Here is a 25,330-nt window from a genome sequence, read left to right as displayed (position 1 = left end):
ATGAAAAACAACACCCTTAAGGTTAATGTCATTAACCAGTCTAAACACGCGCTCCCATCGTACCAAACTATTCATTCTGCTGGAATGGACCTGAGAGCAAATTTAGAAGCGCCTGTTATACTTAAACCCCTTCAGCGTGCGTTGCTTCCAACCGGTCTTTTCATAGAGTTGCCCGAAGGCCATGAGGCGCAGATTCGCCCTCGCAGCGGCCTGGCCTACAAACACGGCATTTCTATCGTAAACAGCCCTGGCACTATAGACGCAGATTACCGTGGCGAGATCAAGGTGCTACTGGTTAACCTGTCTGATCAGGAGTTTGTGGTAGAAGACGGTGAGCGCATCGCCCAGATGGTAGTGGCAAAGTATGAGCGCGTAGCATGGAGCGAGGCCGAGGCCCTTACGGACACTGAACGAGGCGCAGGCGGCTACGGCAGCACAGGCACGAAATAGTCGTTGTTGGTTGTTCGTTATTCGTTGTTGGATTCTGATAAAAGTATAAATCCAATACAGTAAATAATTTTGTAGAAGTATTTATCAGCCAACAATGACTGATTTAAGCAGCGCTCTATATCCAAATAACGAACAACCATTAACGAATAACGAATTCCAACAACGAATAACCATCAACTAATAACGAAAAAAACCTACGGCTTACGCTGTGGCACCAATTATATAATTTAGTTTAAACCAAAAAGAAATAGCTATGAGGATAATAATACCGATGGCAGGTATGGGCAAGCGTATGCGCCCCCACACATTAACAGTACCGAAACCACTTATCCCGATTGCAGGCAAGCCCATTGTGCAGCGCCTGGTAGAGGATATTGCCAAAGTATGCCAGGAACCTATCGAAGAAGTTGCTTTCGTGATCGGCCATTTTGGTGAGCAGGTTGAGGCTGACCTTAAAGATATAGCCGCGAAAATAGGTGCGGAAGGAACAATCCATTACCAGGACGAGGCTCTGGGCACTGCCCATGCTATTATGTGCGCCAAAGATGCCCTTAAAGGTAAGGTAGTAGTTGCCTTCGCAGATACCCTGTTCAAAGCAGATTTCAAACTGGACACCAATGCCGACGGCACTATCTGGGTACAGCGCGTAGAGGACCCGCGTCCGTTTGGCGTGATCAAGCTGAATGACAACAACGAAATAACGGATTTTGTAGAGAAGCCACAGGAGTTTGTATCCGACCTGGCCATCATCGGCATCTACTATTTCCGCGACGGTGAGTACCTGCGCCAGGAACTTCAGTACCTGCTCGACAACGACATCAAGGATAAAGGTGAGTACCAGCTAACCAATGCCCTGGAGAACATGAAGAACAAGGGTACTAAGTTTATACCTGCCGTTATCTCTGAATGGCTGGATTGCGGAAATAAAAACGCAACAGTTTATACTAATCAACGCTATTTAGAGTATATAAAAGACGAGGAGGGACTGATAGCCTCTACGGCGAAACTGGAGAACACGGTAATTATACCCCCAGTATACATTGGTGAGAATGTGCAGCTTACAAATTCAGTAATTGGACCGCACGTTTCCATCGGCAATGATACAAGCGTATATAACTCTGTAATAAGCAACTCCATTGTTCAGGAGAACACCGGCATCAAAAATGGCAGCATAACAAACTCAATGCTTGGCAATTTTGTTGTTTATGAAGGTCGTCAGTCCGACTTAAGCCTCGGCGACTACAATACGCTTATAGACTAGACCCATGAATACCTTCAGAAACATCTTGCTTGCCGCCTGCTGCGTATCTTTGCTGGCAGTGGCGGACGCCAACGCTCAGTCTTCTAAAAAAAAGGCTAAAGCAGCAAAAGAAGCTGTTACGGCCCAGGCTCCGGTTAATGCTCCATCTGAGCACGACAGGCAGATAAGCGAGGCGATGTTTCTGGATGGCCTGAAATACTTTATGCTGGAGGACTATCAACAAGCCCTCCAGCTTTTTCAGAAAGCCTATACTATTACCCCAAACAACGCAGCTCTAAACTATAAGATCGGAGAAACCTACCTCCTGCTAAAAGACCCCAAGGCTGCTGTACCTTTTGCACATGCTGCCATCGCGCAGGATACAAAAAACGCATACTATTATCTTTTACTGGCTCAGTTGCACACAGAGCAAAAGCAGTTTGATGCGGCCGCACAGGCTTACAACGACCTGTTGCGCAATGTACCCGGCTCTGAGGAATACCTGTTTAACCTGGCAGACCTTTACCTTGCCCAGGCCCGTTACGATGATGCTCTTAAAACGTATGAGCGCATCGAAAAGCAGTTTGGTGAACTGGAGCAGTTAACCGTTAACCGTCAACAGATCTACCTGCGTCAGAAGAATATAGACAGAGCCATTCAGGAAGGTGAGAAACTGCTGGTAAGCAACCCGAACGAGGTGCGTTATTTCTTAGCCCAGGCTGAGCTCTATAATGTAAGTAAAAAGCCGGATCAAGCTATTTCCGTTCTGGACAAAGCGCTGCGCATAGAGCCTAACAACCCGTTTGTACACCTGATGCTTTCAGACCTTTACCGCCAGAAAGGCAATCTGCCTGAGTCTGAAAAGAGAGTAGTGAAGGCGTTTTCCAGCTCCGACCTGGACATTGACACGAAAGTGCGCATTTTAGTAGACTTTATCCGCCAGTTACCAAACCCTACCATCGAGCAGGTATCTCTTGAGCTGGTGGACCTTACTATACAGAACCACCCCGACGAGGCAAAGGCATTTGCTGTTGCCGCTGACTTGCAGACAATTGTAGGGCAGAAAGAAAAGGCGCGCAATAATTACCTGAGAGCCGTAAAACTTGACGACTCACATTTTAAAATATGGCAGCAGATTGTGTTACTGGATGCAGAGCTGGCACAAGCCGACTCATTGGTGATACATTCTGAGCAGGCCCTGGAGCTTTTCCCTAACCAGGCAGTATTCTGGTTCTATAACGGCACTGCTCACATGATCGAAAAGAATTACTCGAAGGCCGCAAGGGCACTGGAGCATGGCAAACGACTTTCTGCCGGTGAGCCTGACCTGGTGACACAGTTTAACCTGCAGCTCGGGGATACTTATAATTCCCTGAAAGAGTATAAGAAATCTGACGAAGCGTACGAGGCCGTTCTGGCACACGATGCGGATAATGCCCACGTACTAAACAATTACAGTTACTTTTTATCGTTACGTAACGAGAACATGCAAAAGGCCAGACAGATGTCTGAGCGCCTTATTAAACAGCATCCTAACAACCCGACTTACCTCGACACCTACGCCTGGGTGCTTTATAAACTTGGGCAGTATGACGAAGCCAGAAAATACCTGGAGCAGGCAGTGGCTATTTCGGATGACGCCACCATCGTAGAGCATTATGGCGATGTACTGTACAAGCTGGGCAAGAAAGAGGAAGCGGTAAGCCAGTGGCAAAAAGCTAAATTAAAAGGGGAAGCATCTGCCTTTATTGACAAAAAAATAAAAGACAAAAAGCTTTATGAGTAAACACCTTTTGGTGGGCTTGCTATCAGTGATCTTACTGGCAAGCTGCAAAAAAGAAACTGTACCCACAACCGCATCCGAAACCACCGAAACAGTTGGCCGGGTAACAGTCAACAACCTGGACTTTAATTACCTTACCTCCAAAGGCCAGATTACTTTCAACGATAAAAATGACAACCTTTCGTCGGGCGTTACCCTGCGCATGAAGAAGGACAGCGTGATATGGGTATCGGTGCAACCCGGCCTGGGCATAGAGGCTGCCCGCCTTATGTTAACACAGGACTCGGTGTTTATGATCAACCGCCTGCAGAAAGAGTTTGCAGCTACAGATTACCGTTTCCTCAGAAGCAAACTAAATGTGGATGTAGATTTTGATGTTATCCAATCCATTATACTTGGCAATTACCAGGCGCAGGGCTCTGAGAAAGTCATGGCTAAAGAAAGCCTGCAGCATATACAGCAAAATCGCCAGAACCTGCTCTTCGATTACTTTATTGCCCTGGACAACAACAAGCTAAAGCAGCTGAATGTACAGGACAACAGCAACGGCAACTCCATTACAGTAAAGTATAACAGCTTTAACAATGTAGGCGCTGTACCATTTGCCCACGACCTTGCCGCACAGGTTCTTCAGGAGGGCGAGGTTACAGACCTGACCCTGAAGCACAGCCGCATTGCCATCAGCGACGAGGTACTTGATTTCCCCTTTTCGATTCCAAAGGATTATAAACGCCTAACATTTAATTAAATCTGCCCCGAGGTTGGTACTTCATTTATAGTTTTGCCATATTTGTAAACTAAGTGTATACCAACCTGTAGTTTAATGAAGGCCCTTTACAAATTTGTTTTTTTACTGTGTTTCCTATTCCTGCCCCTGGCTATAGTAGCCCAACAAAGCAAATCAAAGGCACAGCTAGAAAAGGAGAAAAGGGAAAACCTTAACCGCATTAAACAAGCCAACCAGATACTACAGCAAACCAAGAAGGAAAAAGAGGCCTCTATTGGCCAGCTTAACGCCATCAAGGAAAAGATCGATGTCCAGAAAGGCGTCATCAGCAACATTTCTAAAGAGATCACTTACATCGAGTCGGATGTAAAAGAGACGGAAGGTATAGTTAAGTCCCTGGAAAAAGACCTGGACAAGCTTAAAGCGGAATATGCAACCATGGTGTATGCCGCCTCCAAAACAGCCAACAGCTACAATAAACTCATGTTCCTGTTTGCATCGGAGTCATTTAACCAACTGGTTATGCGCCTCCGCTACCTTCAACAATATTCTGAGGCACGCCAGAAACAGGTAGAGCAGATAAACAAAGTACAGGCAGCCCTTACCGGGCAGTTGCATTTACTGGAGTCTAAGCGCAGGCAAAAACAGGGCTTGTTAGGCAAGCAGATAGCCGAGAGTAAAAACCTGCAAACTTTAAAAGTGCAGCAAGACAGCGTTATAAACAGGTTAAGCAAGCAGGAGAGCGAACTAAAGCAGGAAGTGGCGCAGCGCCAGCAAGCAGTAAAGAAACTGGACAAGCTTATTGCTGACATAGTGCGGGAGGAAATTGCCCGTGCAGCCCGCGCAGCACGTGAGGCTGGCAAGGCTTCCAGCGGCAGCAGCAGCAAAATGACGCTAACCCCGGAGGCGGCCCTTATCTCCTCTTCTTTTGCAGGTAACAAAGGCAGGCTGGCCTGGCCTGTTGAGAGAGGCTTTATCTCGCAGAAGTTTGGCCGCCATAACCACCCGGTACTTAAAGGAGTTGTGGTCGAGAACCGCGGCGTAGATATACAAACCGCGCAGGGAGCAGCGGCACGAGCTATTTTTGAAGGGAAAGTATTAACGGTGGCATCCGTACCCGGCATGAACAACATCGTGATGATACAGCACGGCGAGTATTTTACTGTTTATGCCAAGCTTAAGTCAGTGAGCGTGTCTGTTGGCCAGGATGTAAAGCTAAAAGATGTGATCGGTACGGTGTACACTGATTCGGATGGTACAACCGAGCTACAGTTTCAGGTGTGGAAGAACAGTGATAATATGAATCCGGAAGCATGGCTGATCAGAAAGTAAAGCCACGCTTTGTCCATAAATGGGAAACTCATGCTGCACAGCATGAGTTTTTTTATTTAGAAACCCCCACAGGTTACAAAAATGGCTGTTTAGGGGATTTAGCTGCAATTGCAAGTATAAAGTAGCATTAATTACATATAGCTATAAAACAAAAAAACACCCTACAGTGCAGGGTGCCTTTCCAAGCTATGAAAACAAACTTAATATTTTATATATGAATGCTGTTCCGGGTTTCCAAAACTAGCACTATAATATTCTAACTCTAAATTAGTAACTGGAGTTCAAACAAACAAATAATTAATTAATTATTCAAGTTTTACGCTGAATTCTTGTATAGCTATACTGCTATTTAACTTCTTTTGTTGCAAACCATATACCTTTTTTAAAAGATTCGGGTTTCCTGTTAAGCAAATTAAAATTTTGAAGTTAAAAGAGAAGTATAGTACCTTCGGCTTTTTATCCAGAATATAAATTATTTGATAAGCCTTCTGCTTCTTGACATACTATTTACAAGCATGATGCCAAACTCAATCACAATCATTAAAACACTGAATATCAACAGTATTTAAAAACCGCCATTATACTATTATTCCCAAATATAGACAAAATTAGATCAAAAAGTCCCTTATTGGGAAAAACAGAATTGCTCTAAATATTTTTACCTCCCTCAACTAGCTCATTTACCTGAATATGCTTCTGTTATTCTGCAAAAATCCAGAGGCAGAACAGTGATAACCAGCATGACAGGAAACTAATTATCCATTACTTCTACCATATTAAACTTATCTCGGCTGTTGTGGGTTTATTTAAAATATTAACCCTAATTTTGCAGCATACATTTTTTAATTTCAACAACATGGAAATCAATAACATTTTCCTATTCATTGGTGGTCTTGGTGGCACAGAGGTAATTCTTATTCTGGTAGTTATCCTTTTGCTTTTTGGCGCTAAGCGTATTCCTGAACTTGCGAAAGGCCTTGGCCGTGGCATCAGGGAGTTTAAAGACGCTACGAAAGAAGTTAAGAACGAAATCGAATCTTCTGTAAAAGACGACGACCGCAAATAACACCCGGTAATCTGTCATTATAGACTATGTGCTTAACCACAATACTTCTTTTCCTGGGAGACCTGGGAGGAGGAGAGATGCTTGTCATCATGACAGCAATTCTATTATTGTTTGGCGCAGATCGCATACCAGGTATTGCCCGCTCTTTTGGCCGTGGCATGAGGGAGTTTAAAGATGCGACCAACGAAATTAAACACGAACTAGAGCGTTCTATCGAAGACGAAAAGAAGTCAAAATAGATTGAAACAGTATAATTCGCTACAGGAGATCCGCACTGACCTTGCCAATGGTCAGGTTACGTGCCGTCAGCTGGTGGAACACTATCTCCACAATATAAAAGAGAAGGCTGAGCTTAATGCGTTTCTTGAAACTTTTGAGCAGGAAGCTTTTACACAGGCCGACATCGTAGACCATAAACTCACAAACGGCACGGCTGGCAAGCTGGCCGGCATGGTGATTGGCTTAAAAGATGTGCTGGCTTATGAAAACCATAGCCTGCAAGCCTCAAGTCAGATCCTGAACGGCTTCAAATCATTGTATACTGCCACTGCAGTACAGCGATTGCTTGCCGAAGACGCTATTATCATAGGTCGTCAGAACTGCGACGAGTTTGCTATGGGTGCCTCCAATGAGAACTCATCATTTGGTCCGGCGCTTAACGCAGACGACACCACGCGTGTGCCTGGCGGTTCGTCGGGTGGCTCTGCCGTTGCAGTGCAAGCCGACCTGTGCCTGGCCTCCATCGGCTCCGACACAGGGGGCTCTGTGCGTCAGCCAGCGTCATTTTGTGGTGTAGTGGGCTTAAAGCCTACCTATTCACGCATTTCACGCTACGGCCTGATTGCTTATGCATCGTCTTTCGACCAGATAGGCATTATTTCTAAAAGCGTTTCGGATGCGGCACTGCTACTGGAGGTAATGGCCGGCAAGGATGAGTATGACAGCACTGTTAGTCAGCGCGAGGTACCCGCGTACAGCGAACTGCTTACCTCCGACAAAAAGTATAAGATCGGTTACATCCGCGACTGCTTCGAAAGCGAAGGCTTAGATACAGATGTTAAGGATTCTATACTTGGCGTTAAGGACATGCTGAAAGAGGCAGGCCATACCGTTGAGGCGGTGGAGTTCCCTTACCTGGATTACATGGTGCCGACCTATTATATCCTTACCACCGCAGAGGCCAGTTCAAATTTGGGCCGCTACGATGGCGTTAAGTATGGATACCGCTCAGAAAACGCAACAGACCTTACTTCTTTATACAAGAAAACGAGATCTGAGGGCTTTGGACCTGAGGTACAGCGCCGTATCATGCTGGGCACCTTCGTTTTAAGTGCCGATTACTATGACGCATACTATACAAAGGCTCAGCGCGTTAGAAGATTAATAAAGGAGAAGACGGATGAGTTGCTGCAGGCATATGATTTTCTGATCTTGCCTACTGCTCCTACTACCGCCTTTAAGATCGGTGAGAACACTGCTAATCCGTTAGCGATGTACTTAGCTGATATCTTCACCGTGCAGGCCTCGTTAGCAGGCGTACCGGCTATTTCAATTCCAGTTGGTCGCGATGCCAACGGCCTTTCCATCGGGTTGCAGCTGATGACCCGCGCCTTCGAGGAACCGCAACTGCTGGCTTTCTCGAATTACATCTTGGATAAGATTACCGTTGAAGCATAACACTACATGACTAATTTAAGACTGTTTACAGTTATAGTGGCTATAATTGGCAGCTTTTGTGCATTACAGGCACAAGCTGCCAATTATGGTTTTACCCTGGATAACCCTACGCTGGAAGACACCCTTAGACCGGCAAAGGATACCACCAAACTATCACAGGACGACCTGGCCCTGCTCGTAGAGTATATCCCAAACGAGCCCAACGAGGTTATTCAGGATCGTCTGAGCTGTATTGAGTCTGACATCCCGTTGGTGTTTAATAACTTTGTGCGGTCACACATTGATTATTTTACGATCCGTAACAGAAAGTATACCCGCACCATGCTGTCGCGTGAAAACGTATACTTCCCGCTTTTTGAGAAATACCTTGAAAAGCACAACATGCCCCGCGATTTAAAGTACCTTGCCATTGTTGAGTCCGGTTTAAACCCGAAGGCTGCATCCTGGGCAGGTGCTGTTGGGCTTTGGCAATTCATCAAAGTTACAGGCAGGGAGTATGGCCTGGAACAAAACCAATACATCGATGAACGTATGGACCCTGAGAAATCCACGGATGCGGCCATGCGTTTCCTGAAAAGACTTTACAGAACTTACGGCGACTGGGAACTGGCTATGGCAGCCTATAACTGCGGCCCTGGCAACGTGAACAAAGCTATCCGGAAAGCCGGCGGTGGCACCCGCACCTTCTGGGAGATCTTCCCTCACCTGCCCCGCGAAACCCGCAGCTATGTTCCTAACATGACTGCAGTAATCTATGCCATGAACTATGCTGCGGAGCACAATATCTTCTCCGATTCTATACTTTACACCCCCGATGTAGCTTACCTTGAATTGAACAAGGAGGTGGACCTGGAGAAACTGGCAGCGGAACTGCACATTACCACTGCACAGTTGATGGCGTTGAACCCAGAGATCAAAAAGACCCGGATTCCGCAACATCTGCTTAACTACAGAATAAAGATACCGGCCCAGTCGGCAAGGCTTGTAGCAAACCTGACAGATAAGGAGTGTATACTTTTGGCGGCCGCGCCTGTAAAAGAGCCGGAACCAGAGGAAACCCCAGAGCCTGCTAAAAACACAGCGTTGCTGGCAAGTGCCGCACCAGAGAAAACAGAGAAGCAGGAACCAAAGGCAACTGACAAGACTACTTACACAGTCCGCCGTGGCGACAACCTTTCAAATATCGCCAAAGACCACAGTGTAAGCCTGGAAGACCTTAAAGCCTGGAATGACATAAAAGGCAGCAGCATCATGCCGGGCCAGAAACTTGTTGTCCTGAAGCCTGCAGAAGAAGCTGCAACCACGTTGCTGGCCTCAAACAGGGAAAGCAACACAACCACTAAGCAGCCCGCGGCAAAACCTGCCGTCGAAAAGATCAAGGCAGAAGCACTGATCCACCATGTGCAGCCCGGCGACACCCTCTGGAATATCTCGCAGCGCTACGATGGCATAACCGTGGAGCAGATCAAAAAGCTTAACAAACTGAAGACGAACGCCATTCAGCCGGGTCAAAAATTAATATTAGGATAACAGCCTGAAAAGTATACTTAAGGGAGCATCTTTTGCGTAAAAAGGTGCTCCTTTTTTTTATTTGCCACTTAAATACATGCCAAAGGCTAAATAATTGTGATTTCTGCATCAGAATGTAGCCATAGCCCTTATCTTTGGAGGCTCAATTTTGGATTAACGCAAAATTCTTATAAAATTGGTCTTTAGCAAGATACAATTTCAAGAAAGACGGCAACGCGGTCCTGGTTGAGAAGTTACAACACAAACAACAACGCATACAATGACCACTAAAGTAAACAGAGAAGACGCCTTGAACTACCACATGCAGGGGCAACCCGGCAAGATAGAGGTAGTTCCTACTAAAATGGTGAGCACCCAGCATGACCTTGCGCTTGCTTACTCGCCGGGCGTTGCAGAACCGTGCAAAGAAATAGCCGCAGATAAAGATAACGTTTACAAGTACACCGCTAAAGGCAACTTGGTGGGCGTGATCTCAAATGGTACTGCCGTGCTTGGCCTTGGCAACATTGGCCCGGATGCATCTAAACCTGTTATGGAGGGTAAAGGCGTACTGTTTAAGAAGTTTGCTGGCATTGACGTGTTTGACATTGAGATAGACTGCAATGACCCCGCTGAATTTGTGCGCATCGTAAAATCACTGGAGCCAACTTTTGGCGGCATTAACCTGGAAGATATCAAGGCTCCGGAAAGCTTTAAGATTGAGAACGCGCTGAAGGAGCAGATGAACATTCCGTTGATGCACGATGATCAGCACGGTACTGCCATTATCTCTTCTGCAGCCCTATTAAATGCACTTGAACTTGCCGATAAAAAGATCGATGAGATCAAGATGGTGATGAATGGTGCAGGCGCTGCGGCCATTGCATGTGCCAAGCTATACGTGGCGCTGGGCGTGAAGATGGACAACATCGTAATGTTCGACAAAGAGGGCGTTATACGTCCGGAGCGCGACGACCTGGATATCTATAAGGCCCAGTTCGTGACCATGCGTAAGATCAATAACCTGGAAGAAGCCATGCGCGATGCCGATGTGTTTGTTGGCTTGTCGGCTGGTAATGTGCTTCCAGCGGAGTTTGTGCAGCTGATGGCTCCAAACCCGATCATCTTTGCCTTGGCCAACCCTGACCCTGAGATCCCCTACGACGTGGCCATGGCTACCCGTGAAGACCTAATCATGGCTACAGGCCGCTCAGACCATCCTAACCAGGTAAACAACGTACTCGGATTCCCATACATTTTCAGAGGGGCTCTGGATGTGCGCGCCACCGAGATAAATGAAGAAATGAAGCTCGCTGCGGTTCATGCACTGGCGGCGCTGGCTAAAGAAGATGTTCCGGAAATCGTGCACAAGGCCTACGGCGACAATACGATCTCTTTCGGCCGCAAATACCTTATCCCGAAACCGCTGGACCCTCGCCTGATCACAACCGTCTCGCCGGCAGTGGCTAAGGCTGCCATGGAGAGTGGGGTGGCTCGCATGCCAATTACCGACTGGCTAAAGTATGAGCAGGAGCTACAGGAGCGTATCGGTATTGACCAGAAGCTGATGACCCGTATTACCAACCAGGCAAAAGAAAACCCTAAGACTGTTGTATTTGCCGAGGCTGATAACTATAAGATACTGAAGGCAGCGCAGACGGTTAAAGACCAGCGAATTGCCTACCCTATACTTTTAGGTAACCGCAAGCGCATCGAAGCCATCATCGAAGAGAACCACCTGGACCTTCAGGGTGTTACCATCATCGATCCATTTGAGGAAGATGAGAAGCGTGAAAAGTATGCGCAGATCCTTTATAAGAAGCGTCAGCGCAAAGGTCTAACGCTGTTTGATGCACGCCGCATGGTTCGTGACCGCATATACTTTGGCAGTTTGATGCTGGAGTGTGGCGAGGCTGATGCACTTATCTCAGGCCTTACACGGGATTACTCCAAGACCATAGTGCCGGCACTGCAGGTAATTGGCGTAGAGCAGGGAATAAACAAAGTGGCGGGTATGTACATTATCCTGAACAAGAAAGAGCCATACTTCTTTGCCGATACTACTGTAAATGTAAACCCGACTGCTGATGAATTAGTGGATATTATTGGCCTTACAGCACGTACTGTACGCTTCTTTGATCAGGAGCCGCGAATGGCTGTGGTGTCATACTCAAACTTCGGGTCTGTGAAAGGCGACATCCCGGTTAAATCGGCTGAAGCAGTAAGAAAGGCTAAAGAGAAGTATCCGAACCTTTTAATAGATGGCGAGATGCAGGCAAATACGGCACTGAACAAAAATTTACTGCGAGAGCACTATCCATTTAGCGAACTAGCGGATAAAGGAGCTAATACATTAGTATTCCCAACCCTAACTTCCGGCAATATTGCTTATAAGATTTTACAGGAGCTTGGAGGTGCGGAGGCGATTGGCCCTATCCTGATGGGAATGCGTAAGCCTGTACATATCTTGCAGTTAGGAAGTTCTATCAGAGAAATTGTAAACATGGTGGCTATTGCCGTCGTAGATGCTCAAAACTATAACAATCAACATATATAGATGATAGCCTATATTGATGGCAAATTAACTCACAAAGATCCTACCTACGTCATTATCGATGTTAATGGCGTAGGCTATCAGATCAAGATCTCACTGAGCACATATTCGTCGCTGCCAGCTGGCGAGCGTTGCAAGCTGCATACTTTCCTGCACATAAAGGAAGATGCGCACACGCTTTACGGCTTTACCACAGCAGCGGAGAAAGATGTGTTCTTGCATTTGATATCCATTTCAGGTGTGGGCCCCAATACGGGGCTCATGATCCTGTCATCTCTTTCAGTGGAAGAAGTGCAGCAGGCCATTATCAGAGAGGATGTCAGAACCATACAGCAGGTAAAAGGCATAGGCGCCAAAACCGCCCAGCGCGTTATACTTGAGCTGAAGGATAAAATGAAGAAAGAAGTACTGCTTACAGATTCATTTGTGCCTGCCGCCGCACACAATACAAACAGAGCCGAAGCGTTATCTGCTTTAGTTACACTTGGTTTTGCCAAAGCCGTAGCAGAGAAAACGCTGGACACGATCATCAAGCGAGAAGGCCGTGACCTAAGTGTAGAGGAGTTGATTAAGTTTGCCTTGAAAACGTCGTAACAGATATACCCAATTTGATCTGGAAAAGTAAAAAGAACAACCTGCTTCTGGTAGCGGTTGCAACTATCTCTATGCTGGCCTGGTGGTCGCAGGCGGAAGAATTGCGCTCTGGAAAAAGGTTTAAGTATACTATTCTCCAAAATCTGCTATCTGTTCAGGATACAGTAAAAAAAGACACTGCTTACCTCCCAAGCAGACGGCCGACTTTTGTGCCCCGCGACAGGCATGGCAACCCCTTCAGCACACGCCCAAGCTCCTCCCCCCTGCTGCTGGGCCAGCCTAGTAACCTGAAATTAAACGTTGAGCTGGACGACAGCTTAAAGCAATACAACATCACCGAAACCATCGGCGACATAAACTACCGTCCGCCTTCTGCCATGACCTTGCAGCAGTTTTCGGAGTGGCAGCAACGTGAGGCGATCCGGAATTACTGGCGCGCCAAGTCTGCCGGACTGGATGGTGAAAGCGTGGTTAGCAGCAACAGGCTTATACCTAAAATATACATTAGCCCCGCATTCGACAGGATTTTTGGTGGCAACTATGTGGATATCCAGCCAAACGGAAACGTTTCCCTGAAATTTGGCGCTCGCTTTAACCGTAACCAGAACCCGACGATACCGCTGCGCCAGCAACGCACCGGCGACTTTGACTTTGACCAGAACATCTCGCTTAACCTGGTAGGCAAGGTTGGTGAGAAAATGCGCATCAACTTTAACTGGGATAACAACGCCAACTTCGACTTCGAGAACAACATGAAGTTGGATTACACGGGTTACGAGGAAGAGATCATCCGGAAGGTAGAGGCTGGTAATGTAAGCCTGCCACTTAACAACTCGCTGATTACAGGTGCGCAAAACCTGTTTGGCATAAAGACTCAGCTACAGTTTGGCCGGCTTGCCGTTACCACTATTGCCTCGAATGTGCGTGGCCGTAACGATGAGGTTATTATTCAGAATGGAGCCCAGAACAAACCCTTTTTGATCCGGGTGGATGAGTATGACCGTGATCGCCACTTTTTCCTTTCGCAGTTTTTCCGGGGCCGGTACGACCAGGCGCTGGCCAGGCTACCATTGGTAAACTCCGGCATCGTGATTCGCCGCCTGGAGCTTTACGTAACCAATAACAACCGCTCTACCGAGAACCTGCGCAACATGGTGGCTCACATGGACATTGGTGAGCCAGACCCGTTCCGGGAGCAATTTGATACCGGCAGACCCGGCACGGCACCGGCGGCCAATAATGCCAACTCCCTTTACAGCATACTTACCAACCCAACCGCCCGCGACAACGCCAGGGTAGATGAGTACCTGCGCGGCCGAGGCTTGCAGAAAGGCATTGACTTTGAGCATGTGCGTGCCCGAAAACTGGACCCGCGCGAGTATAAGTTTAACCCGCAGCTTGGCTATATTTCCCTGAACACCGCGCTTTTGCCGGACCAGGTATTGGGCGTTGCCTTTGAGTATACTTTCAACGGCAAAACCTACCAGGTAGGTGAGTTAATTGAGGATTACCAGAACCTGGACGACCAGAAGGTGATCCACATGAAGTTGCTGCGCGCCACAAACCCTGCACTGGAATACCCAACCTGGGACCTGATGATGAAGAACGTCTATAGCCTGGACGCAACCCAGGTTAACCGTCAGAACTTCCAGATGCAGATCATCTACAAGGACGATGAGACAGGCGTAGACATTACAAGTATAAAAGAACCGAGCCCGATCCAGAACATCCCGCTAATTGAGGTTCTGAACCTGGACAATGTAAACCCGAACAACGACAAGCCAAGCGACGGTAACTTCGACTTTTTGCCGGGCATTACCATTGATACAGAAACAGGCCGGATATACTTCCCGCAGGTAGAGCCATTTGGCAGCTACCTTGCCCAGAAACTGGAAGGCAGGCCAGAACTGATCGACCGCTACGTATTCCAGGAACTATACGACCAGACTCAGACAGATGCCCAGCAGAATAACGTGAAGGCCAAATTCTTCCTGAAGGGCCGCTTTCAAGCCACCTCTGCCGACGAAATTACCTTGCCAGGTTTCAGGATTGCCGAAGGCTCGGTGGCCGTTTACTCGGGGGGTACCCGATTGGTGGAGGGCACCGACTACCAGGTATTCTATGACCTTGGCCGCATCAAGATATTAAACCCAAGCTACATCAGCTCTGCCAGCGACCTGAGGGTGACCTACGAGAAGGCCGAGCTGCTGAACATACAGCCACGCTCTTTGCTGGGTGCCAGGTTTGACTATAGACTGAACGAAGAGGTGAACATTGGTGCCACCGTACTGCACCTTGCCGAACAGCCATACATCAACCGGGTAAGTATAGGCGACGAGCCATCGAACAATACCATCTATGGCCTTGACTTGAACATTCAGAAACAGTCGCGTTTTCTAACAAAGATGACGGATGCCATTCCACTGATCCAGACAAAAGTGCCTTCGCTGGTTTCGTTTAGTGGTGAGTTTGCGCAGCTGGTGCCTGCCAATACCAAGTCGGCTGTGAATGAGGATGGTGCTTCGTACATCGACGACTTTGAAGGTGCAGAGACTCCGTATAGCCTTGGTGGTTTTAATAACTCCAGCTGGCGTTTGGCAGCCACTCCTGCCCCGCTTGTGCCCGGCACCGGACTTGCTTACTCGTATAACCGTGCAAAGCTTGCCTGGTATACCATTGACCAGATTTTCTACCGCGATGCCGACGGCTTAAGACCCAAGAACATCACCAAAGAAGAGCTGGCCAACCACTATGTGCGAGGCGTAAGGAGAAACGAAGTATTCCCTGGCCGTGACCCGGAAGTTGCCAACACCTTTGAGTATACGTTTGACCTTGCCTACTACCCAAGAGAGCGGGGCATGTATAACTACAACCCTAACCTGACACCACAAGGCTTACTTGCCGGCGATCCGCGCAAAAACTGGGGTGGCATCAGCCGCGATATCACCTTCGATACCGACTTTGACAACGCCAACATCGAGTATATTGAGTTCTGGATGATGGACCCGTTCATTACAGGGCCAAACGGTAGAAAAGACGCGCAGGGCAACCCGATCACCAACAACGAGGGCGGCCAATTGGTCTTTAACCTGGGCAGCGTTTCGGAAGATGTGCTGAAGGACAACCTATACTCGTTTGAGAACGGCTTGCCAACCTCGCAGGACAATATGTTAAAGGTACAGGAAACGTTATGGGGCCGCATTACCACCCAGCAATTCCTGACGGATGCCTTTACTGGCGTGGCCGGAGGCAGACAATTTCAGGATATAGGTTTGGATGGTTTGAGTGATAGAGAAGAACAGGCATACTTCCAGAACACATTCCTAAACCTGATATCGGGCACACCACCACAGAACGTACTCGACGACCCTTCGGCAGACAACTTCCTGCACCACCTGGATGCCCGTTACGATGCCCAGAATGCCGGTATACTTGCACGCTACAAGAACTTCAACGGCATGGAGAATAACTCTCCGGAAAACAGCCGCTTCTCAAATTACGCCTTCCCGGACAAAGAGGACCTGAACCGCGACAACGTGATCAATGACGTGGAGCAGTACTACGAGTATAAAGTTAACCTAGAACCGGGCCAACTGAACGTTGGGCAGAATTACATTGTGGATGCCATTAAAAACGGCGAGACAACATGGTACCAGTTCAGGGTGCCGATTCGCCAGCCTACAGGCAAGGTGGGCAACATCAACGGTTTCAAGTCGATCAGGTTTATGCGTATGTACCTGACCGAGTTTGCCGACCCGGTGGTGTTGCGTTTTGTGCAGTTCCAGTTTGTGGCAAACCAGTGGCGCCAGTACCTGCAACCGCTTACAGATGGCAACCCATGCTTAACCTGTACCGATGAGGCAAAGTCGTTCACAGTATCAACAGTAAACATAGAAGAGAACGGCCAGGCAGTGGAAGGCACTATACCTTACGTGGTGCCGCCGGGCATACAGCGCCTCCGCGACTACGCCTCTACCAACGATCGCCGCCAGAACGAGCAGTCGCTGCAACTTTGCGTGGAAGACCTTAAAGACTCTTTTGCTAAAGCCGTATACAAAAACATCACGCTGGACATGCTTATTTATAAACGCCTGAAGATGTTTATACATGCACAAAGCCCTGAACCGGGACTACGAGACGGCGAAATGCAGGCTTTTATCCGAATCGGCACAGACTTTACACAGAACTACTACGAGTATGTGGTGCCGCTGCAACTTACCCCGCAGGGCAGCCAAAGCGCAGATGCCATTTGGCCACAAGGCAACCAGATCGACATAGCCCTGGAAGAGTTTGTGAACGCCAAGGTGCTGCGCAACAAACAACCTGGTTCAGATCGCTTCAGGCCGTTTGAAGTAAATGTGGGAGGCAAGACGATACGTGTGGTTGGTAACCCGGATTTCAGTGAGGTTCAAAGTATAATGATCGGTATCCGGAACCCAAGAGATAACGGGCAGCCGCACTCGGTGTGTATGTGGGTGGATGAGCTTCGTGTAACTGATTTCCGCAACCAGACAGGCTGGGCAGCTAACGCGCGCCTGAACACCAAACTGGCCGACTTTGCCAACATTACAGCCACAGGCGCCTATACTACCATCGGTTTTGGCGGCCTGCAGCAGAAAATAGCCCAGCGCGCCCGCGAAAACACAGCCTTGTTTGACGTAAGCGCCAATATTGTGGCTGATAAATTCCTGCCGGAGAAACTGGGCATTAAAGTGCCTGTAACCGTGCAGTACGGCACCCTGAACAGCGAGCCGCAGTTCGACCCGCTGGACAAGGACGTGCCGCTGGAGGAATCGCTAACCAGGTTTGATTCTGATGAAGCTAAGAGGGAATACAGAAAAGAGGTAACTACACGCGAAACACGCAAGAGCATCAGCCTGCTGAACGTGCGCAAAGAGCGCACTGACCCTGAAGACAAAGTGCAGCCGTATGATATCGAGAACTTCTCTTTCTCCTACTCCTACGGCGAGCGCCTGTTCACGAACATTGAAACAGACCGCGACTTCACTAAAACCTATAACGGGGCTATAGCTTATACTTACAACACCACACCGCGCAACTTTGAGCCTTTCGCTAAAGTGGAAGGTATGAAATCGCCGTACCTGCGCCTGATCAAGGACCTGAACTTTACGCCCCTGCCAAGCAGCTTTAACTTCAGGGCCGATCTGGACCGCCGTTACAACGAGACGTTCCTGCAGCGTCGCGATTCAGAAACCGGCCTGATCACCTCCAGGGGTATTGCGCCAACGTTCCAGAAGTATTTTTACTTTAACCGCATCTACGACCTGAAGTGGGATATAACCAAAAGCCTGGGCCTGGATTATACTGCCACTAACCGAGCCATTGTAGACGAGCCGGACAACCGTATCAACAAGGAGATAGACTCCCTGGCTTTTAAGAACAAGATTATCTGGGACAACCTGAAAAACTTTGGCCGCAACACCAACTTTAACCAGATGGTGGCCCTAAACTACAAGTTGCCGCTGGATAAGTTTCCGCTGGTTGACTGGATCGGTGCCGATACCCGCTACGCTGTAACTTACATCTGGACGGCAGGCTCAACGGCCCTGAACCAGGATGCAGAATTCAGGTTGGGCAACACTGTAGAGAACAACAGCGAGTTTACAGTTAACGGCAAGTTTGACCTCCTGAAGCTGTATAACAAAGTGAAGTTTCTGAAGGCTGTGAACTCACCGGCCCCGGCAGGCCGACCTGCCACCCCGGCACCCGGCGACACAACTGCTAAAAAGCCTGCCTCGGAGATGAAGTTTGCCAAGGGCCTTGCCAGAACCCTGATGATGGCCCGATCGATAAACTTCACATACTTGCAGAACCGGGGCACCTTATTGCCAGGCTACCTGCCAAGCACACAATTCTTTGGCTTTGATGATGATTTTGAGGCACCGGGACTGCCATTTATACTTGGAAAGCAGTACGATCTGGATAATTTATACTTCAGGGCAAAAGAAAACGGCTGGTACACTGATAGCAGCCAATACCTGAACACTCCCCTCAGCAGCATCTTTACTGAGGATTTCAGGGCGCAGGCAAACCTGGAGCCATTCAAGAGCTTTAACATGCAGTTGGATGTGCGCCGTAACAAGTCAACGATTGAGGAGATTTTCTACCGCAAGGAATTTGATGATTTTGGCGAGATCGGAACTGTAGACCAGCGTCAGAATCCGTTTAACACCGGCGCCTTCTCTACCTCGTTCATGGCGCTGGGCACTTTGTTCGAGTCTACCAGTGCAGGTACGTCGGCCGCTTTTGAGCAGTTTATCCAAAACCGCTACAACGTGCGCGAAAAACTTCTGGCAGCCAACCCGGCCGCCACCACCGATTCGTCTTATACTTTAAACTCGCAGGATGTGCTTATCAAGTCCTTCCTGTACGCCTACCAGGGCCGCGATATAAATGGCTTTGCACCAGATGCCGATGATAATCCATTTAAACGCCTGCCAATACCTAACTGGCGCGTGGATTACAATGGTCTGTCGCAGTTACCGTTTTTCCAGCAGTGGTTTAGCCAAGTAAACCTGACGCATGCGTATAACTCAAGCTTTAACATTACCAGCTTTACCACCTCGCTGCTTTATGACCAGCAGCCGGACGGTTTCCCGACGGCCATGAACAACTTTGGCCAGCTGGTGCCATACTACATCGTAAACCAGCTAACGGTATCAGAAAGGCTGGCCCCTCTGATTGGGGTTAACTTCAGAACAAAGACTAACCTGACCGGCCGACTAGAGTATAAGATCGAGCGTAACCTGTCGCTGAACCTGACCAATGCGCAGGTAACGGAGACGAATGTAAAAGATTATGTGTTTGGCTTTGGCTATGCCACCAGCAATTTCCGGATACCGTTCCGGATCGCGGGGCAGCGCCGCGTGCTGGAGAATGAACTGACAATGCGCCTTGACTTCTCGGTGCGTGAGAACCAAACAGTGCAGCGCGCCATCTCTACCGACGACTCCGGGGTTGAGGTAAGCCAGAACCAGATAACCAACGGCACGCGCCAATTGCAGCTGCGCCCAACCGTGGACTATGTGCTGAGCCAGCGCGTGAATATCCAGTTCTATGTGCTGCGCACCGTCTCCGACCCTAAAATTTCTACGTCGTTCCGAAACAGTGTAACAGAAGGTGGCGTTCAACTGCGAGTTAGTTTGCAATAAAATTTTAGCATTGCAAAAAAGACTGTATTTTTGGGCTTCATCTTAACCAGATAAAACAATGAATCTACCAGAGAACTTAAAGTATACGAAAGACCACGAGTGGGTACGCATTGAAGGCGATGTAGCATATGTAGGCATCACGGATTTCGCACAGAGCGAACTAGGTGATATCGTATATGTAGACATCGACACTGTAGACAAAGACGTGAACCAGGAAGACGTATTCGGCACAGTAGAGGCTGTTAAAACCGTATCTGACCTGTTCAGCCCATTAAGCGGTACTGTACTTGAGTTTAACGACAAGCTGGAAGCAAGCCCTGAGCTTGTAAACTCTGACCCTTATGGCGACGGCTGGATCATAAAGATGTCTATCGGCGACAACAGCCAGGTAGACGAACTGCTTTCTGCAGAGGCTTACCGCGAACTGATCGGTCAGTAATTTATCCTGAACAAACGATTAAGCAGGTTTGATACTACGCTATAATCTGTTTACCATACTTTGGGCAGTAATGATCTTGTTAACGACATTACTGCCCTCTTCTTCAATGCCCTCGCTTGGGATATGGGAGCTTTTCTCCTTCGACTCCTTTGCCCATGCTTTCCTTTTCGGGGTGCTTACCTTCCTGATGATCGTGGGGCTTACAAAGCAGTACACTTACTTGAAGCTACGCCACTTTGCCATCAGGTCCAGCCTGTTTATCTCCTTCATGTTCGGCATTTGCGTGGAGTTAATGCAGCACTTCTTTATCTATGGCCGCCAGGGCGATATTATGGATGTGATCGCCAATACTATCGGCTGCCTGCTGGGTATAGTGCTGTTTAAGTGGGTGTATATCTGGTAAGTAAAGCCTGCTTCGTATTTCTTTAATTGCTTATCTTTAACAGATGAAGCGCATTTATACTTTCCTGCTGTTTATACTTATACTTGCCGGGCCTGCTCTTGCCCAGGATATGGCGCGCGTGCGGCAAACTGTAGACACCCTGGCAAGCCCATACTTTCATGGTCGTGGCTATGTATTTGAAGGGGATGCCAAAGCCGCCGCATACTTACAGGACAGGTATAAACAAATTGGTCTGAAGCCAATTGGTAGCTCATACTTCCAGGAATTCAGTTTTCAAGTAAATACCATTACCGAAACACCGCAGCTTGAGGTAAACGGAAGAAAACTACTGGCAGGCAAAGATTTTGTGGCGCGCGCCTCCTCCCCTTCCGGCTCTGGCAAGGCAACTATACTTACCCTCGACACCCTTATTTTTACAGACGCAACTGCAGCGCAGAAGTTTTTCTCCCAAAGCTTTAAAGGCAAAGCCATTGTGTACCGGCAACAGGATGCCAAACTGGTTAGCCAGCTGCCACAGCCCTTACAGCTTAAACTGCAACAAGCATCGGTGCATGTTATACTTCAGCCTAAAGCCCTGTTAACAACCATAGCCAAACAAACCGATACTACGCCTACCCTTGAGGTGCTGCGCAGTGCCTGGCCTGCCGATGCGAAAAGTATAAAGTATAAGATCAAAAGCAGCCTTAATCCAAACCACCAGGCTCGCAACGTGATCGGCTATATAAAGGGTAGCACCCAACCCGACTCGTTCCTGGTATTTACGGCACACTACGACCACCTGGGCGGGCAGGGCAAAGAAGTATACTTTCCGGGGGCCAACGATAATGCCAGCGGTACCGCCATGTTGCTGGAGCTGGCAGCGCACTACAGCAAGCCAGAGAACAAGCCAAAGTATAGCATGGTGTTTATAGCCTTTGCCGCAGAAGAGGCTGGCTTGCTGGGCTCGTTCCATTATGTACAAAACCCGTTGTTCCCGCTGCAAAGCATCCGTTTTCTGGTTAACCTCGACCTGCTGGGCACCGGCGAAGAAGGCATGATGGCAGTAAACGGCCAGGTACACAAACAGGAGTTCGAGTTGCTTACCTCCATTAACCAAAAGTATAACTACCTGCCCCAGATAAAAAGCCGGGGCAAAGCCGCCAACTCCGACCACTACCCATTTTCGGAGCGTGGGGTACCGGCCTTCTTCTTTTATACTTTGGGCGGCACTGCAGCCTACCACAACACCCAGGATTTTGCCACACAACTGCCCCTCACAAAATTTCCGGAAGTGTTTAAACTGATCACCACGTTTGCCGACTGCCTGCAACAGTAACAACCAATAACCCTACATTTGTCCATCTACATAACATCACATTTCGCATTTCGGCATCCACTCCGGCTTGCCAAACACGACAGTAAACTAAAAAGCTGAAATTTGATAAGCCAAGCCATCCGGAGGTATTGTGTTATTGGCTGTAATTCTTTAGCTTTAGTGTTATTTGGCTCCTGCCAACCCCGGCAGAATCTTGATTTATTAACAGTACTTATGCAACACTCTTACACGAGCCGCAAAAGGAATGCGATACTTTTGCTGTTTATGCTGCTGCCTTTTGTTTCCTTTTCACAGAGGAGGCAGGATGATGCTTTGCAACAGCAAGCAAAAGCCAGGCTAGCCCCAGCACTCCACCAGTCGTTGCAGAAGAACACAACTGGCAATTACAGAGTAGCCGTAAAAGACACACAAGCATTTAAAGCCTGGCTTAAGCAGCAAAACCTGAACATCAACTCGAAAGAGCAAGCTGGAGCAGCCAATATCCTTATACTTTCCAATGTAAAAAGAGACGAGTTAAAGCTGCTCCTTAACAGCCCCCACGTTACCTTCGTTGACCAGGGCAACCGTGTTGCCAAGGAAGAAACAGAGTTAAAAGACATTGACTTCGCTGCTAACAACATACCCATACTACAGACAAGCTTTCCGGAACTCACCGGCGACGGGATGGTAGTATCAGTAAAGGAAGGCGCCTTTAACCCGAACGATATCGACCTGAAGGCCCGCGTACTGTCACCTGCAAGTTTTGGCACAGGCTATACCCAGCACGCCACTACTATGGCCACTATAATTGGCGGAGCCGGAAACTCAGGACCCAAAGGAAAAGGCATCGCACATAAGGCTATACTTGCCTCTTCCGACTTTAAAGAACTGTTCCCGGACAACAGCACCATACTTACCAGCAACAATATTGGTGTGCAGAATCACTCTTATGGCGTAGGGGTGGAAAACTACTACGGACTCGAGTCTAAAGCATATGACCAGCAAGTGTTTCAGAACCCACATTTGCTGCATGTTTTCTCGTCGGGTAACAGTGGCAGTAAGGCCGAGACAGCCGGAAACTATGCCAACATCCCCGGGTTTGCCAACTTAACAGGCCAGTTCAAGAATTCCAAGAACACCCTGAGCGTGGGAGCCCTGGAGCCGGGGAACCTGGTAGGCCAGCTCAGCTCCAAAGGCCCTGCCAACGATGGCAGGATAAAACCTGAACTGGTGGCCTATGGCATTGCTGGCACTTCCGAAGCCGCTGCTGTGGTGTCGGGTGTGGCCGTGCTGGTGCAACAAGCCTATAAAAACAGTTATACTGGCAATTTGCCGTCTGCAGCGCTTGTGAAGGCTGCTCTCATTAACAGTGCCGATGACGTAGGGCGCAAAGCCGTAGATTTCGAGTCAGGATTTGGTAACACGGATGCATTAGGCGCTGTGAGAAGCATTGTGGAGGGCCGGTTTATTGAATCTTCTGTAAGCCAAAACGAACAGAAAACGCATACGATCAATGTGCCGGAAGGTGTAAGGCAGCTGAAAGTTACCATTGTGTGGCATGATAAGGAAGCCGACCCAAGTGCCTCCAAAGCATTGGTAAACGACCTGGACCTAAAAGTAATGCACCTTAATTCCGGGAATAGTTGGCTACCCTGGGTGCTTAGCACACACCCGCATCCAGACTCACTTGCCAAACCAGCCAGGCGCGGCATAGACAGGCTTAACAACGTAGAGCAGGTAACCATAGACTTGCCAGCACCAGGAAAGTATGAGCTGCTGGTAAAGGGACATTACATTGAGGATAAAGCACAGGACTATAGCTTGGTTTATGAGTATGAGTCGGGTTTGGAATGGCTGTACCCTGCGTTGGGACTTAGCTTAAAAGCCGGCGCAATTAACAAACTTCGCTGGCAGGGAAATACAGCCGACGGAGATGCACTGTTAGAGTATAAGTTCACACAAAACAAAGAGTGGGTCCCGATTGCACAAATAAGCGCGTCCGCAACCTCTTATGATTGGCAAGCCCCGGATACAGTGGCCCTGGCACAAGTAAGATTAACCACCCCTGGTGGCAGTATAGAATCAGAACCGTTTATACTTACAAAGTCTCTGCGGCTTACTATTGGCTACAGCTGCACAGACAATGCCATGGTATACTGGCCGGCTTTGCGTGGCGTTAAAGAGTATCAGTTGTTGTTCGTGGATAAAGCATACCCTGCCAAGCTGCTTGCTACAACCGATACCCTGGCCGTGCTGGATAAAAAGCAGTTGCAGAGCCTGAGCGAGTACATCATGGTGGCCCCTATCGTAGACGACATGCTTGCTGAGACAAGTGATGCAGTGGCATTTGCCAGGGAGGGCATCGGCTGTTACATTAAAAGCTTTCTGCCAAAGCAATTCGTAATGGACACCATGCAGTTTGACCTGAGGCTTAGTACACTATACCAGGTAGCCTCCGTAACCCTGGAGCGTGAACATAGCGGCACTTATACTTCCGTTTCAAAAGTAACCTCGCCTGGCAGCATTAACCTGGTGCTACACGACCCTAACCCCGAACCGGGCAAAAACCTTTACAGGGTTAAGGTTGAAACAAAGAATACGGTAATGTACTACAGCGATACCGAAGAAGCCATTTATGCAAAAAAAGGCTATATACAGGCCTACCCCAACCCTGTAGAGGCCGGCTCGCCATTGTACATAGCAGTTGCCGACGATACCGCCACTATCCAGTTATATGACCAACTTGGTAAATTGGTTAGAGAGTCAGAGGAGATAGGGATAATAAAAAGCCTGGACACCAGCGGCCTGAATAAAGGCTTATACATATTGCGCGTTATTACAGCCAGCGGCGATCGGATCTCATCCAGAGTGCTGATATTGTAAGGCAAGAAGTCTTGCTGTCTAAAGGGGCGTTTAAATAAGAAACTCAAGTTACGATTAACCCACCCCTAACTCCTCCGAGGAGCAGGGTCGTTTCATTCTATCTTTTTCTGCCGCCCCGAACGCTTTCGGGGTGGTTTAAAATGGTGTTGAGTTTTCAACTCAACTGGGCCGGAGGCCCAGCTATAGCCCGACACGAGCGAGGACGCA

Annotated in this window: 16 protein-coding genes; all 16 read left to right on the top strand. The window is 48.4% G+C overall.

Annotated elements, in window-relative coordinates; all coding sequences use genetic code 11:
• Positions 1–450, top strand: a complete 450-nt coding sequence (dut, locus tag AC4BAP_RS10920) for a dUTP diphosphatase (protein WP_490582685.1) — start codon at positions 1–3, stop codon at positions 448–450.
• Positions 451–703: 253 nt separating this feature from the next.
• Positions 704–1,711: a sugar phosphate nucleotidyltransferase gene (locus AC4BAP_RS10915; RefSeq protein ID WP_490582684.1), complete on the top strand. Its 1,008-nt coding sequence runs from the start codon at positions 704–706 to the stop codon at positions 1,709–1,711.
• Positions 1,712–1,715: 4 nt separating this feature from the next.
• A complete protein-coding gene (locus AC4BAP_RS10910; protein ID WP_490582683.1) occupies positions 1,716–3,476 on the top strand; it encodes a tetratricopeptide repeat protein in 1,761 nt (586 codons plus the stop codon).
• Positions 3,469–4,221 carry a lipoprotein insertase outer membrane protein LolB1 gene (lolB1, locus tag AC4BAP_RS10905; RefSeq protein ID WP_490582682.1) on the top strand — a complete coding sequence of 251 codons (753 nt, stop codon included), beginning with the start codon at positions 3,469–3,471 and terminating at the stop codon, positions 4,219–4,221. The genes AC4BAP_RS10910 and lolB1 overlap by 8 nt, the downstream gene beginning before the upstream one ends.
• Positions 4,222–4,296: 75 nt before the next feature.
• On the top strand, positions 4,297–5,532 hold the full coding sequence (locus AC4BAP_RS10900) for a murein hydrolase activator EnvC family protein (RefSeq protein ID WP_490582681.1): 1,236 nt from the start codon (positions 4,297–4,299) through the stop codon (positions 5,530–5,532).
• Between the two features lie 856 nt (positions 5,533–6,388).
• Positions 6,389–6,598, top strand: coding sequence for a Sec-independent protein translocase subunit TatA/TatB (locus AC4BAP_RS10895; protein WP_490582680.1), 210 nt, complete (start codon positions 6,389–6,391; stop codon positions 6,596–6,598).
• 26 nt (positions 6,599–6,624) lie between these two features.
• Positions 6,625–6,837, top strand: a complete 213-nt coding sequence (locus AC4BAP_RS10890; RefSeq protein WP_490582679.1) for a Sec-independent protein translocase subunit TatA/TatB — start codon at positions 6,625–6,627, stop codon at positions 6,835–6,837.
• A 1-nt stretch (position 6,838) separates the two neighbouring features.
• Complete coding sequence (gatA, locus tag AC4BAP_RS10885) at positions 6,839–8,275, top strand: Asp-tRNA(Asn)/Glu-tRNA(Gln) amidotransferase subunit GatA (protein WP_490582678.1); 1,437 nt, start codon at positions 6,839–6,841, stop codon at positions 8,273–8,275.
• A gap of 6 nt (positions 8,276–8,281) precedes the next feature.
• Positions 8,282–9,805, top strand: coding sequence for a lytic transglycosylase domain-containing protein (locus AC4BAP_RS10880; RefSeq protein ID WP_490582677.1), 1,524 nt, complete (start codon positions 8,282–8,284; stop codon positions 9,803–9,805).
• Positions 9,806–10,064: 259 nt separating this feature from the next.
• Entirely contained in the window at positions 10,065–12,341 is a 2,277-nt protein-coding gene (locus AC4BAP_RS10875) for an NADP-dependent malic enzyme (protein ID WP_490582676.1), read from the top strand.
• Positions 12,342–12,932, top strand: coding sequence for a Holliday junction branch migration protein RuvA (gene ruvA, locus AC4BAP_RS10870; RefSeq protein WP_490582675.1), 591 nt, complete (start codon positions 12,342–12,344; stop codon positions 12,930–12,932).
• A gap of 14 nt (positions 12,933–12,946) precedes the next feature.
• Positions 12,947–20,104 carry a T9SS outer membrane translocon Sov/SprA gene (sov, locus tag AC4BAP_RS10865; protein ID WP_490582674.1) on the top strand — a complete coding sequence of 2,386 codons (7,158 nt, stop codon included), beginning with the start codon at positions 12,947–12,949 and terminating at the stop codon, positions 20,102–20,104.
• 58 nt (positions 20,105–20,162) lie between these two features.
• Positions 20,163–20,543, top strand: a complete 381-nt coding sequence (gene gcvH / locus AC4BAP_RS10860; protein WP_490582673.1) for a glycine cleavage system protein GcvH — start codon at positions 20,163–20,165, stop codon at positions 20,541–20,543.
• Positions 20,544–20,613: 70 nt separating this feature from the next.
• The gene (locus AC4BAP_RS10855) at positions 20,614–20,946 is read left to right on the top strand and encodes a VanZ family protein (RefSeq protein WP_490582672.1); all 333 of its coding nucleotides are present in this window, start codon (positions 20,614–20,616) and stop codon (positions 20,944–20,946) included.
• 43 nt (positions 20,947–20,989) lie between these two features.
• Positions 20,990–22,261, top strand: coding sequence for a M28 family metallopeptidase (locus AC4BAP_RS10850; RefSeq protein WP_490582671.1), 1,272 nt, complete (start codon positions 20,990–20,992; stop codon positions 22,259–22,261).
• Positions 22,262–22,474: 213 nt separating this feature from the next.
• Positions 22,475–25,123, top strand: a complete 2,649-nt coding sequence (locus AC4BAP_RS10845) for a S8 family peptidase (RefSeq protein ID WP_490582670.1) — start codon at positions 22,475–22,477, stop codon at positions 25,121–25,123.
• Positions 25,124–25,330 lie beyond the last annotated feature (207 nt).

Source organism: Pontibacter sp. GD7 (assembly GCF_058216375.1).
This window is presented reverse-complemented; position numbering and strand designations above follow the sequence as displayed.

Bases quoted from the DNA above. Each gene is read 5' to 3' on its own strand.
- dut (WP_490582685.1), top strand. From the start codon at position 1: ATGAAAAACAACACCCTTAAGGTTAATGTCATTAACCAGTCTAAACAC.
- AC4BAP_RS10915 (WP_490582684.1), top strand. From the start codon at position 704: ATGAGGATAATAATACCGATGGCAGGTATGGGCAAGCGTATGCGCCCC.
- AC4BAP_RS10910 (WP_490582683.1), top strand. From the start codon at position 1,716: ATGAATACCTTCAGAAACATCTTGCTTGCCGCCTGCTGCGTATCTTTG.
- lolB1 (WP_490582682.1), top strand. From the start codon at position 3,469: ATGAGTAAACACCTTTTGGTGGGCTTGCTATCAGTGATCTTACTGGCA.
- AC4BAP_RS10900 (WP_490582681.1), top strand. From the start codon at position 4,297: ATGAAGGCCCTTTACAAATTTGTTTTTTTACTGTGTTTCCTATTCCTG.
- AC4BAP_RS10895 (WP_490582680.1), top strand. From the start codon at position 6,389: ATGGAAATCAATAACATTTTCCTATTCATTGGTGGTCTTGGTGGCACA.
- AC4BAP_RS10890 (WP_490582679.1), top strand. From the start codon at position 6,625: ATGTGCTTAACCACAATACTTCTTTTCCTGGGAGACCTGGGAGGAGGA.
- AC4BAP_RS10880 (WP_490582677.1), top strand. From the start codon at position 8,282: ATGACTAATTTAAGACTGTTTACAGTTATAGTGGCTATAATTGGCAGC.
- AC4BAP_RS10875 (WP_490582676.1), top strand. From the start codon at position 10,065: ATGACCACTAAAGTAAACAGAGAAGACGCCTTGAACTACCACATGCAG.
- ruvA (WP_490582675.1), top strand. From the start codon at position 12,342: ATGATAGCCTATATTGATGGCAAATTAACTCACAAAGATCCTACCTAC.
- gcvH (WP_490582673.1), top strand. From the start codon at position 20,163: ATGAATCTACCAGAGAACTTAAAGTATACGAAAGACCACGAGTGGGTA.
- AC4BAP_RS10855 (WP_490582672.1), top strand. From the start codon at position 20,614: ATGATCTTGTTAACGACATTACTGCCCTCTTCTTCAATGCCCTCGCTT.
- AC4BAP_RS10850 (WP_490582671.1), top strand. From the start codon at position 20,990: ATGAAGCGCATTTATACTTTCCTGCTGTTTATACTTATACTTGCCGGG.
- AC4BAP_RS10845 (WP_490582670.1), top strand. From the start codon at position 22,475: ATGCAACACTCTTACACGAGCCGCAAAAGGAATGCGATACTTTTGCTG.